The sequence below is a fragment of the Bradyrhizobium sp. Kon58 genome (assembly GCF_055807455.1).
In genome coordinates this window covers 166,638-178,533 of sequence record NZ_JBVVOT010000006.1, presented here as the reverse complement: position 1 = coordinate 178,533, position 11,896 = coordinate 166,638, and the positions used below count along the sequence as shown (strand labels likewise).

The window sequence follows — 11,896 nt, the reverse complement described above, 5'->3', positions numbered from 1 at the left end:
CGGGCACCTGTTTTCCGGGAGCATTGCCATGCCCGTTGATACCGCCCGCCTCGACACGTTGACCGCGCTCGCCCGCAAGGCGCTGTGGCTGTCGTCATGGACCATCCATCACGCCAACCACATCCGCGCGAACGCGGACGGCCTGAAGGTCGGGGGACATCAGGCCTCGTCGGCCTCGCTCGCCACCATCATGTCGGCGCTGTATTTCCACGTGCTGAAGCCCGAAGATCGCGTCGCGGTGAAGCCGCATGCGAGCCCGGTGTTCCATGCCATCCAGTATCTGTTCGGTCGGCAGAGCCGCGAGAAGCTGGAGAATTTTCGCGGCTTCAAGGGCGCGCAGTCCTATCCCTCGCGCACCAAGGACGTCGACGACGTCGATTTCTCCACCGGCTCGGTCGGCCTCGGCGTTGCGCAGACGCTGTTCGCCTCGCTGGTGCAGGACTACGTCAAGGCGCATGGCTGGATGAAGGATCGCCGCGAAGGGCGGATGATTGCGCTGGTCGGCGACGCCGAGATGGACGAGGGCAATATCTTCGAGGCGCTGGCGGAAGGCTGGAAGCACGGGCTGCGCAACACCTGGTGGGTGGTCGACTATAACAGGCAGTCGCTGGACGCCGTCGTCCGCGAAGGCCTGTGGGAAAAGTTCGAGACCGTGTTCCGCAATTTCGGCTGGGACGTGGTGATCGTGAAATACGGCCGGCTGATGCGCGAGGCCTTTGCGGAAGCTGGCGGCGAGGCGCTGAAGCGCTGGATCGACAATTGCCCGAACGCACTCTACGCCGCCTTGTGTTTCCAGGGCGGCGCGGCGTTCCGCAAGCATTTGCACGACGAGATCGGCGATCAGGGCCCCATCACCAAACTGATCGACAAGCGCAGCGACGAGGAGCTGCTCGCGCTGATGTCGAACCTCGGCGGCCATGACATGGCGAGCATGCTGGACGCCTTCGAATCCGTCGATCACGATCGTCCGGTTTGCTTCATCGCCTACACCATCAAGGGCGTCGGCCTGCCGTTCCAGGGTCACAAGGACAATCACGCCGGCCTGATGACGGTTGCGCAGATGGAGAAATATCGCGACAGCCAGAACATCCGGCCCGGCCACGAATGGGACAGATACGAGGGCCTCGCGCAAGACGCCGCCGAGCTCGACGCCTTCCTCGCGGGCGTGCCGTTCAACCAGGACGGCCGCCGGCTCACCGCGCCTGTTATCGAGGTGCCGTCGCAGCTCGCCTTCAAGCCGGCGCCGCAGATGTCGACCCAGCAGGGTTTTGGGCTGGTGCTGAACGAGATCGCGCGCGGCGACAGCGAGCTTGCCAGGCGCATCGTCACGACATCGCCTGACGTCACCGTATCGACCAATCTCGGTCCGTGGGTGAACCGGCGCGGCCTGTTTGCGCGCGGCGAGAAGGCGGACTTATTCCGCAGCGAGAAAATTCCATCCACCTTCAACTGGGACTTCTCGCCCAAGGGCCAGCATCTCGAACTCGGCATCGCCGAGATGAACCTGTTCATCATGCTCTCGGCGCTCGGTCTGTCGCACCAGATCAACGGCGAGCGGCTGCTGCCAGTCGGCACGCTCTATGATCCCTTCATCGAGCGCGGTCTCGATGCGCTGAATTATGCCTGCTACCAGGATGCCCGCTTCATGGTGGCGGCAACGCCGTCGGGCATCACGCTGGCACCTGAAGGCGGCGCGCACCAGTCGATCGCAACGCCTTTGATCGGCATGGCGCAGGACGGGCTTGCCTCGTTCGAGCCGGCCTTCGTCGACGAGCTCGCCGTGATCATGGCTTTCGGTTTCAACCACATGCAGCGCGATCCAGGCGAGGGCGGCTCGGTCTATTTGCGGCTTTCGACGCGCAGCATCGAGCAGGCGCAGCGGATCATGACGCCGGAGCTTGCACAGGGCATCACCGACGGCGCCTATTGGCTGCGCAAGCCGGGCCCCAATGCCGAACTCATCATCGCCTATACCGGCGCCATTGCGCCGGAAGCGATCGAGGCGACCGGCTTCATCGGTGAGAGCCGGCGCGACATCGGCCTGCTCGCGATCACGTCCGCGGATCGTCTGCATGCGGGGTGGACCGCCGCACGGAAATTGCGCCGTGATCGTAGAGGCGTGCAGCATCTCAGTCACATCGAAAAACTGCTCGCGCCGCTGCCGCGCGACTGCGGCATCGTGACCGTGATCGACGGCCATCCGGCGGCGCTGGGCTGGCTCGGCAGCGTCCGTGGCCACCGCGTCGAGGCGCTCGGCGTCGAGCAGTTCGGCCAGACCGGCACCATCGCCGACCTCTACCGCCACCACGGCATCGACGCCAACGCCATCATCGATGCGGCCGAAAGCCTCACCACCGGCGCGCCGGTGCTGCATCGGAAGATGGCGGTTTGAGTCTCCGTCGTCCTGGCGAAGGCCAGGACCCATACGCCGCGGCAGTTGTTGCAACCGACAGGTGGTAGATGCCAGAGCAAACTAACTGGCTCCTGTGGTAATGGGTCCTGGCTTTCGCCAGGACGACGTCCTTGGCCACCACCTTGCCTCGCTCCCGCCATAGGCTCATATACCCTCCGTCCGCCGCAATGCTGGCCCCGCACATGGCGGGTTCAATTGCCGGCGCTTTCGTGCAAGGATGCCTGCCGAAACGCCCCCCAAGCCCCAAGAAGAGGTTCACTATGGTCAATCGCATGCAATTCTACATCGACGGCGCCTGGGTCGATCCCGCCGTCAAGAAGTCCACCGCCGTGGTCAACCCGGCGACGGAAGAGGCGATGTACGAGGTTGCGCTTGGCTCCAAGGCCGACGTTGATAAAGCCGTCGCTGCCGCCAAGCGCGCGTTCGTGACGTTCTCCCAGACCAGCCGTGACGAGCGCGTCGCGCTGCTCACCAAAGTCATCGAGATCTACAAGGGCCGGCTCAAGGAGATCGGTGCCGCCGTCTCCGACGAGATGGGCGCGCCGCTGCCGATGGCCGAAAAGCTGCAGGCCGGCGCCGGCCTTGGCCACCTCATGACCACGCTCGACGTGCTCAAGAACTATCATTTCGAGGAACCGGTCGGCACGGCCATGGTGCTGCGCGAGCCGGTCGGCGTGGTCGGCATGATCACGCCCTGGAACTGGCCGCTCAACCAGATCGCCTGCAAGGTCGCGCCCGCGCTCGCCGCCGGCTGCACCATGATCCTGAAGCCGTCGGAGTTCACCCCGACCTCGGCGCTGATCTTTGCGGAAATCCTCCATGAAGCCGGCGTGCCGAAGGGCGTGTTCAACCTCGTCAACGGTCTCGGCCCCGAGGTCGGCGCTGCCATGAGCGAGCATCCCGATATCGACATGATCTCGTTCACCGGCTCGACCCGCGCCGGCATCGACGTGGCCAAGCGGGCGGCACCGACCGTGAAGCGCGTCAGCCAGGAGCTCGGTGGCAAGTCGCCGAACGTCATCCTCGAAGGCGCCGACCTCACCAAGGCGGTGACCGGCGGCGTGATGCACATGTTCAACAACTCCGGCCAGTCCTGCAACGCGCCCTCGCGCATGATCGTGCCGGCCTCGAAGATGAAGGAAGTCGCCGCGATCGCGAAGGCCGTCGCCGACAAGACCAAGGCGGGCGATCCGCGCGCCGAAGGCACCACCATCGGTCCGGTCGTCAACCGCGGCCAGTGGGACAAGATCCAGGGCCTGATCAAGAAGGGCATCGACGAGGGCGCGACGCTCGTGTCCGGCGGCCCGGGCCTGCCCGAGGGCGTCAACAAAGGCTTCTATGTCCGTCCGACCATCTTCGCCGATGTCACCCCCGACATGACGATCGCTCGCGAAGAGATCTTCGGACCGGTGCTGACCATCATCGGCGCCAAGGACGAAGCCGAGGCGGTGCACATCGCCAACGACACGCCCTATGGGCTTGCGGGCTACGTCACGGGCGCGTCCGTCGAGGACGCCAAGCGCGTCGGCCGTCAGATCCGCGCCGGCAACGTCAATTTGCAGGGCGTGCCCAACGACCGCTCCGCGCCGTTCGGCGGCTACAAGCAGTCCGGCAACGGCCGCGAATGGGGCAAGTACGGCCTCGAGGACTTCCTCGAAGTGAAGGCCGTCGCCGGCTTCAACGCGGCGTAGGCTTTAGCGCCTGGGTGAAGATGACGCCGGAGCGGGAAACCGCTCCGGCGTTTTTGTTTTCGTCATTGCGAGCGAAGCGAAGCAATCCAGAAATCTTTCCCCGGAAACAGTCTGGATTGCTTCGTCGCAAGTGCTCCTCGCAATGACGAGGAAAGAGCTGCAACGACAGGCAAAAACTATCCCCCCACCGCGCCCTGCGTGTTCACATACAGCGCGTAGATCGACTGGCTCGCCGCCATGAACAGACGGTTGCGCTTGACGCCGCCGAAGCAGAGGTTGGCGCAACGTTCCGGCAGGGCGATGCGGCCGATCATGACGCCGTCGGGCGCGAACACCACCACGCCGTCGAGCTCGGGATCGCCCATGCCCCAGCCGCACCATAGATTGCCGTCGATGTCGCAGCGCATGCCGTCAGGCGTGCCTGGACCTGCGTCGATGTGGACGCGCTTGTTGGAGATCGTGGTGCCATCAGGCGAGACGTCATAGGCGAGGATCTTGCGGTTCGGCACGCCCCGTGATTCCACGACGTAGAGGATTTTCTCGTCCGGCGAGAAGCACAGCCCGTTGGGGCCGAGCACGCCTTCGGCAACGATGGTCGCCTTGCCGGTCGCGGGATCGAGCCGGTAGACGTTCGGCTCGATCTCGGGCTCGGCCTTGTAGCCCTCGTAATTGCCGAGCAGGCCGAAGGTGGGATCGGTGAACCAGACCGCGCCGTCGGATTTCACCACGACGTCGTTCGGCGAGTTGAGCTTCTTGCCGCCGAACGAGTCCATCAGCACGGTGATGCTACCGTCATATTCGGTGCGGGTGACACGTCGGCCGCCATGCTCGCAGGTGACGAGCCGGCCCTGGCGATCCCTGGTGTTGCCGTTGGCGAAATTGGAGGGCTTGCGGAACACGCTGACGGCGCCCGTCTCCTCTTCCCATTTGATAATGCGCTGGTTCGGAATGTCGCTGCACAGGAGATAGCGCCCGTCGCCGAACCACACCGGACCCTCGGCCCAGCGCAGGCCGGTCGTCAGCCGCTCCACCGCCGAGAGCTTCAGCCAGTATTTTTCGAAGCGGGGATCGAGTGCTTTTATCGCGGGATCGGGGTAATAGGTCGCCGGCCGCCAGCCTTGAGTGTGGGACGATGCCTCATTCATCTCGGTTCTCTCGTTTCGTTCCCTCTGGACAATCCAGCTATCATCAGAGACACCTGACGGCAAATCGGTCGCCAAAGACGAGGAAAGACATGTCGCGCATCTTGATGACGGGAGCTTCAGGCGGGATTGGAACGCGCCTGCGAAAACTGTTGCCGCCGATCTATCCGGACCTGCTGCTCAGCGACATCCGCCCGCCGGCCGACCTCGGCCCCAACGAGCAATTCAAGGCGGCGGATCTCTCCGACCTTGCCCAGTGCGAGGCGATCTGCGAGGGCATCGACGGCATCATCCATTTCGGCGGCTATTCGGTCGAGGGGCCCTGGAACGACATCCTCCAGGCCAACATCATCGGCGGCTACAATCTGTTCGAGGCCGCGTATCGCAAGGGCGTGAAGCGCGTGGTGTTCGCCTCCTCGAACCATGCCGTCGGATTCTATCCGCGCCACCACAAGATCGGCACCGACGTGACCCCGCGCCCCGACGGCCGCTATGGCGTCAGCAAGGTGTTCGGCGAAGCGGTCGGCGCGCTCTATGCCGACAAGCATGGCCTGAAGGTGACTTGCCTTCGCATCGGCAATTTCGGCGATGTGCCGCTGGACCTTCGCCGGATCTCGATCTGGCTGAAGCCGGAAGATCTGGTGCAACTCTGCCAGATCGGGCTCGAGCATCCCGATATTCATTTCGAGATCTTCTACGGCGTGTCCCTGAACGAGCGCGCGTGGTGGGACAATCACCGCGCCTACGAGTTCGGCTACCGCCCCACCGGGCGCTCCGAGGACCACGTGGCGCACGCGATGGCGGAGCAGGCCAAGTTGAAGCCTGATCCGATCGGCGATCACTATCAGGGCGGCGCGTTCTGCAGCAACGAGTTCGATGGCGACACAAGCCGCATCATCGATTGGAATAAGCGGTAGGAGCTCGATTGGATAGCCGCGCTGCAGGTGCGCTCCCTCGCCCCGTTCTTACGGGGAGAGGGTGGGGTGAGGGGCCGTCTCGGCAAGGGTCGTGACAATCGGATTCGCGGAGAGTCCCCCTCACCCGGAATTCCCGCTTTCAGCGCGAATTCCGGCCTCTCCGCGCAAGCGGGGAGAGGCGAAAGAAAACCGGCATCTCAAACAACGCGCTTGCCGGCCTGGGCCGCGATGGGCCTCTGCACGAAATACATCAGAATCAGGGAAATCACCGCCGTCGTCACGACGACGTATCCCAGCCGGTCGAAATGCCGGAGCGTGCCGTCGGCGTCCTGCGCGATGAGCGCGGCGGCGAGCACTGAGCCGAGCCCGCCGGAGAGCTGCTGCAGCGACGCGCCGACCGCGCTGAAGGAGCCGCGTTGCGCCGGCTCGGGGATTGCGGAAATCAGCGCCTGCGACGGAATCATGCGGGAGAAGATGCCGACGAACATCAGGACGTTGACCAGGATCGCGACCGTCAGGCTCACCACGCCGAGATGGGTGTAGATCAGCACCATGACGATAGACATCGCGCTGCCGAAGACGAAGGTCGGGTATTTGCCGAAGGCATCGCTCGCGCGTCCCACCAGCGGGCCGATGACAATGCTGAACAGGCCGGAGACGAGATAGATCGTCGGCAGATGCACGATGTCGATGCCGAGATTGTGCACGGTGTAGGCGCTGCCGAACGGCATCAGCATGTAGCCGCCGGTCGCCAGCAGGGTCGTCACCGAAAACGCCATCCAATAACGCGGTTGCGAGACCGTTGCGATCAGATGCCGGAACGGGTTTCGATCCTGCTTCAGCCCGAGATGGCCGTTCACCGGCTTCATCAGGAACATCACGGCGGCCATGCCGATCACCGACAGGCCGACCAGCGCGCCGAACGCGATGTGCCAGTTCCACTGGTTGGCGAGGAAAAGCCCGGCCGGGATGCCCAGCACCTGGCTCGCGGCGAAGGCGGTTTGCACGAAACCCATGACGCGGCCGCGCAATTGCAGCGTGAACAGATCGGTGACGATGGCGAGCACGACCGAGCCGATCACGCCGCCGAACAGGCCGGTCACGATCCGCCCCAGCAGCAACAGATGATAGTTGGGCGCGATCGCGCACAGCGCCGTGCCGAGGGTGAAGCCGGCGTAGAAGAACAACAGCAGCCGCTTGCGATCGAACCGGTCGGCGAAGCCGGCCGCCAGGATGCCGGAAATTCCCGCGCTGAACGCATAGGCCGAGACCGCCACCCCGAACTGGGCGGCCGAAATATCGAGCGCCGGCATCATGATGGCGCCGAGCGGCGACATGATCATGAAATCAATGATGATCGTGAATTGGACCAGCGCCAGCAGCCCGACGAGGATCGCCTGGTAGCGCGAGAAGCCGCGGGATGGCGCTTGCTGCTCGGCGATCGGCTCGGTCAGGGTTTGTTCGGTCATGCCATTTCGGTCGGGAAGGAATACGGGAAGAACGTGTGATTCGCCGCTAGGCGCCGGTCCTATCTATTTCCGATGGAGCACTATTTCGATGGGTTGACAAAAGGTTTTGATGCCAATCTCGACGCCGTGCCTCGGGTCACTGAGAGCGAGCGCATGCAAGGGCCGAGCTTTGGCTTGGCCGCCCTGCCCATTGATCCAGGTCAACCATGCCTTTGGTATTTGGTTCTCGATCTGTGCGATCGCATTTTCGGCAACCGGCGCCGCGATTACGGTTCGATTGCGGCAGCGCGAGTCAGGACAATGAAAATCAAATTGCCAGCCGTCGTACTGCTCGCGCTGATCATGTCGGGCCCGGCGCGATCCGCGATGCTCAGCGACGCCGAGACGACGTTTCTCGACCAGCTCGTCACCGCGTCCGCGGTGCTCGAACAACGATGCGTCGGCTACGAGGTCAATGGTACCGGCAGTGTCCAGCTCGGCGCCCGACTTCTCGGCAGCACGGATGCCGCGATGGCGATGATCGACGCCTATGCGGCGGCCATCAAGGCCCGCGATGGCGAGACCTCCGATCCCGGTAAATTCCGCATCGAGGTGTCCGACGCAGCCGCCAAAACGTTCAGGCGTGTCCGGACGGACCTGGTCAGAGATCCGAAAGGCGCCTGCGCTGGTTATGGCGATACCAGCGTGGAGCGCGGCCTGCTGAGGCGGTATTGAACGCGCGTTCTGGCCTGCCGCGGCCTGACGGGAATCGGCGCGAGAGTGGGCTGGTGGGAGCGACAACTTGATCTGGGTATGACGGCAGGGCGCAACGTAGCTCATTGCGCAGAACCGGTGCGCTCTCGCTGGCTAGCCGTCCAGCACCTCTCGCACCTTCACTGCGAGTTCCTCGACGGTGAAAGGCTTGCTGAGCACGGCCACGCCGGGTCTTGCCACACGATTTTGGAGCATCGCGTTGGGCGTATAGCCCGTCGTGAAAAGAACCTTCAGATCCGCTCGGCGTCGAAGCGCTTCTTCAGAGAGCTTCGCCCCGTTGATGTCCGGCATGACGATGTCTGTGAATAGTAGGCTGACGTCCGGGGTTTCGTCCAAAAGCTGCAGCGCCGCTTCTGCGCTTTCTGCCTCCATCACGCGGTAGCCCAGTTCAATCAATGCATCGACACTATACTGGCGCACTGCCGGCTCGTCCTCGACCACCAGGATAAGCTCGTGATTGTCGTCGGTACGCAGGAACGCGGCTGCTTTTTCCGTGAAAACGGGCTCGGTCGCATCCACGAGCCTCGGCAGGTAGACCTTGAATGTTGTCCCTTCGCCGGGTTCCGAGTAGATCTTGACGTGGCCGCCCGACTGTTTGACGAAGCCGTATACCTGGCTGAGACCTAGGCCGGTGCCTTTGCCGACAGCTTTGGTGGTGAAGAAGGGGTCGAAGGCTTTGGCCATTACGTCCGCAGGCATGCCGGAGCCGGTGTCCGTCACCGCGATTAATACATATTGCCCTGCCAGGACGCCTGGTTCGCTTGCCAGATAGCGGTCGTCCAAATCAGCGTTGTGAGTTTCGATGGTGAGCCGGCCGCCCTCCGGCATTGCGTCGCGGGCATTCACTGCAAGGTTCAGGAGGACATTTTCAAGTTGGTTTGCGTCGGCTGAGATGCGCCAGACGTCTGAATCCAGCGCAGTCTCTAACCTTACATCACTGCCGAGTGAGCCGCGTATGAACCCGGACATCCCGGAGACGAGCTTGTTGATATCGATCGGTTGCGGCTTCAACGGCTGTTGCCTGGAGAACGCAAGGAGGCGCTGCGTAAGCAAGGCAGCGCGGCGCGCTCCGTCCATGGCAGCTTCGAGATAGCGCTTGGCGCGGGGGTCGATCTCGACCATTCGGCGCTTCAGAAGATCGAGTGAGCCCATCACGATCGACAACATGTTATTGAAGTCGTGCGCGATGCCGCCCGTGAGATGCCCGACGGCTTCCATTTTTTGCGCTTGGCGGAGGGCCTCTTCGGCGGCTCTCAGTGCTTCGGCCTGCTCTTTCTGACGATGGATGTCACGACCGATGCAGTGAAAAGCTCCCTTGCTAGCGGTGACCGACCAGGCGATCCAACGATAGGCTCCGTCTTTGCAAAGGTAACGGTTCTCGAATTCGCCGGATTCATCGTTAGCCGCGAGTTCGTCGGCCCAGAGGCGCGATCCTTCGATGTCGTCGGGGTGGATGAACTGAGTATAGGGTCGTCCCACGATCTCAGCTTGAGACCAGCCGAGCAGCGCTGGCCAGGCCGGATTGACCTCTCGTATGGTCGAGTCGAAAGCAACCACCGCGACCAAGAGGTTGGTACCACTCCAGAGCTGATTGCGCTCCTCCGTGCGCTCCTGAACAAGGCGTTCGAGCTGTTCGCGCGATCGGGCCAGGATCTCCCGAGCGGCGACCATGTCCTCAATGTCTGTACAGGTCCCGTACCATCGCAAGATCACGCCATCTGCGTCGCGCACTGGCTGCGCACGTCCAAGCACCCATCGGTACTGCCCGGATCGATGACGGAGACGATACTCGATCTGATACGGTTCGCCGGTTTCCAGGGAGTGACGCCAAGCGGACCATGCGGCCTCTCGATCTTCGGGGTGGAACATTCCGTTCCAAGCTTCGCCGTCTGTGGAACCTTGCGGTACGCCGGTGAACTCGTACCAACGCTGATTATAGAAGTCGTGGAACCCATCAGGTCGCGTTGACCAGATCATCTGGTCGATGGAGTTCGTGATCGCCGCGGCCCTGGCTTCGCTTTCGCGCAGCGCCGCTTCTGCAAGCACCTGGCCGGTGGTCTCCGCGACGGCGCAGAACATGCCCATCACTTCGCCCGTGGGCTCGCGAACCGCCGAATAGGAGAAGGTAAACCAGGTCTGCTCATCGTAGCCGCGCCGGTTCATGATGAGCGGCAGGTTCTCTTGCCAAGTTGCCTCGCCAGCCATGGCTTTTTGGATCAGAGGCCAGATATCGTCCCAGATCTCGGCCCAAATGTCATGGAAGCGAGCGCCGAAAGCAGCCGGATGCTTGTCGGCGAGGATCTCAGCGTAGGCGTCGTTGTAAATGAAACCGAGTTCCGGGCCCCAAGCCACGAACATCGGAAACTTCGAGTCCAGCGCCAGACTCACGACTGACCGAAGCGTCGGTGACCACCCCTGCGGTGGGCCGAGCGGTGACTTGGTCCAATCGCAGCTATGCAAGAGCGCCTGGACCGGCGGGCCTCTCTCCAGCGGCTGCGCGCTAGGCAGGTCAACCATCAATATTCTCGCAGCTCTGCGCCGCCGTACGGTCGATCATGGGCATGAGCAACTCAACCAGTGCGCCAGCTGTTTGTTACCAACATACAGTTGAAACCGTCTCGGCCAAAGGTGCAAGATCGGGTTCGGAACGCGAGGCGCAAGCAGAAATCGCGGCTTTGTCCGAACGAATCTCAGCGCTGTAAGTGGACGTCTTTCACTTGTTCGGCACGTCCCGACGTTCGACCTCGCCACCCGCAATCCGCGCCAGATAATCCTTCTTGCTGAACTGCATGTGATCCACACAGAGCTGGGCCAGTGCCCAACTGTCACGGCCCTTCAACAGCTCGATCATCAACTCGTGCTGGCGGCGCGATTGTGCCAGCCCGTCGCTGTCGGCGAGGTTCTTGGCGCGCATCGGCAGGGTCAGGTTCATGTAGTCCTGCAGCGAGCGCACCAGATAGGGATTGCCGCACGCTGAGAACAGCGCGAGGTGGAAGGCGTCGTTGGCCTCGTGGATGCCGCGCAGGTCCTGCAAATCCGCTCTCGCGCAATATTGCCGCTGCAATGCGGAGAGCTCGTCGATCAGGCCTTGCGGAGCGGGCAGGGGGATCATCAGCGCCGCCTGCCGGGTCAGCATCTCCCGGACCTCGTAGATCTGCCGGACCTCTTCGGCCGAGTAGAACCGCACGGTGGCGCCGACATTCTTTTCACGGCGGACGATGCCGCGGCGCTCGGCATCCACCAGCGCCTGGCGCACGAAGTGGCGCGAGGTGCCGTAAGCCGACATCAGCGCGTCTTCCGTGAGGCGCGCGCCTGGCGCGAGGCGGCCGAAGATGATGTCCTCCTCGAGCCGCGCGACGATGTCGTCCGGATCGTCGCGCCGGACCGTCATGCTGTCTGCGGTGTGAGTGTCGGACATGCCCTTGGCCCCCCGGCGCCTGGCCGGTCCGTCCTGTGGAGCAGGGAAGGCTCGGATTGTCAATAATCTGGTCGTTTTCCAGGACGGAGATCC

General features: G+C 63.1%; 8 protein-coding genes. 4 read left to right on the top strand and 4 right to left on the bottom strand.

Annotated features, from left to right (window positions below; genetic code table 11):
* Positions 1 to 28 precede the first annotated feature (28 nt).
* Together AC0L20_RS13740 and AC0L20_RS13735 are read left to right on the top strand one after the other, a co-directional pair.
* The gene (locus tag AC0L20_RS13740) at positions 29 to 2,392 is read left to right on the top strand and encodes a transketolase (protein WP_473288947.1); all 2,364 of its coding nucleotides are present in this window, start codon (positions 29 to 31) and stop codon (positions 2,390 to 2,392) included.
* 281 nt (positions 2,393 to 2,673) lie between these two features.
* Positions 2,674 to 4,104, top strand: coding sequence for an aldehyde dehydrogenase family protein (locus tag AC0L20_RS13735; RefSeq protein ID WP_018457078.1), 1,431 nt, complete (start codon positions 2,674 to 2,676; stop codon positions 4,102 to 4,104).
* Positions 4,105 to 4,280: 176 nt separating this feature from the next.
* Here AC0L20_RS13735 and AC0L20_RS13730 read toward each other — a convergent pair whose 3' ends face one another.
* The gene (locus AC0L20_RS13730) at positions 4,281 to 5,249 is read right to left on the bottom strand and encodes an SMP-30/gluconolactonase/LRE family protein (protein ID WP_473288946.1); all 969 of its coding nucleotides are present in this window, start codon (positions 5,247 to 5,249) and stop codon (positions 4,281 to 4,283) included.
* 89 nt (positions 5,250 to 5,338) lie between these two features.
* Here AC0L20_RS13730 and AC0L20_RS13725 point away from each other — a divergent pair, with 89 nt between their 5' ends.
* Positions 5,339 to 6,163 carry an NAD-dependent epimerase/dehydratase family protein gene (locus AC0L20_RS13725; protein ID WP_473288945.1) on the top strand — a complete coding sequence of 275 codons (825 nt, stop codon included), beginning with the start codon at positions 5,339 to 5,341 and terminating at the stop codon, positions 6,161 to 6,163.
* A 197-nt stretch (positions 6,164 to 6,360) separates the two neighbouring features.
* Here AC0L20_RS13725 and AC0L20_RS13720 read toward each other — a convergent pair whose 3' ends face one another.
* Complete coding sequence (locus tag AC0L20_RS13720) at positions 6,361 to 7,632, bottom strand: MFS transporter (protein ID WP_473288944.1); 1,272 nt, start codon at positions 7,630 to 7,632, stop codon at positions 6,361 to 6,363.
* A 300-nt stretch (positions 7,633 to 7,932) separates the two neighbouring features.
* On the opposite strand from AC0L20_RS13720, the gene AC0L20_RS13715 reads away from it, so the two are divergent.
* The gene (locus tag AC0L20_RS13715) at positions 7,933 to 8,346 is read left to right on the top strand and encodes a hypothetical protein (RefSeq protein ID WP_473289056.1); all 414 of its coding nucleotides are present in this window, start codon (positions 7,933 to 7,935) and stop codon (positions 8,344 to 8,346) included.
* 132 nt (positions 8,347 to 8,478) lie between these two features.
* Here the strand turns inward: AC0L20_RS13715 and AC0L20_RS13710 are convergent, their stop codons facing one another.
* A complete protein-coding gene (locus AC0L20_RS13710) occupies positions 8,479 to 10,743 on the bottom strand; it encodes a PAS domain-containing protein (RefSeq protein WP_473288943.1) in 2,265 nt (754 codons plus the stop codon).
* A 355-nt stretch (positions 10,744 to 11,098) separates the two neighbouring features.
* Positions 11,099 to 11,803 (bottom strand): GntR family transcriptional regulator, encoded by a 705-nt coding sequence (locus AC0L20_RS13705; RefSeq protein ID WP_456765353.1) that lies wholly within the window; start codon positions 11,801 to 11,803, stop codon positions 11,099 to 11,101.
* Positions 11,804 to 11,896 lie beyond the last annotated feature (93 nt).

Coding starts and splice junctions, on each gene's coding strand:
- AC0L20_RS13715 (WP_473289056.1), top strand. CDS start 7,933: ATGAAAATCAAATTGCCAGCCGTCGTACTGCTCGCGCTGATCATGTCG.
- AC0L20_RS13740 (WP_473288947.1), top strand. CDS start 29: ATGCCCGTTGATACCGCCCGCCTCGACACGTTGACCGCGCTCGCCCGC.
- AC0L20_RS13710 (WP_473288943.1), bottom strand. CDS start 10,743: ATGTTCGTGGCTTGGGGCCCGGAACTCGGTTTCATTTACAACGACGCC.
- AC0L20_RS13730 (WP_473288946.1), bottom strand. CDS start 5,249: ATGAATGAGGCATCGTCCCACACTCAAGGCTGGCGGCCGGCGACCTAT.
- AC0L20_RS13735 (WP_018457078.1), top strand. CDS start 2,674: ATGGTCAATCGCATGCAATTCTACATCGACGGCGCCTGGGTCGATCCC.
- AC0L20_RS13705 (WP_456765353.1), bottom strand. CDS start 11,803: ATGTCCGACACTCACACCGCAGACAGCATGACGGTCCGGCGCGACGAT.
- AC0L20_RS13725 (WP_473288945.1), top strand. CDS start 5,339: ATGTCGCGCATCTTGATGACGGGAGCTTCAGGCGGGATTGGAACGCGC.
- AC0L20_RS13720 (WP_473288944.1), bottom strand. CDS start 7,632: ATGACCGAACAAACCCTGACCGAGCCGATCGCCGAGCAGCAAGCGCCA.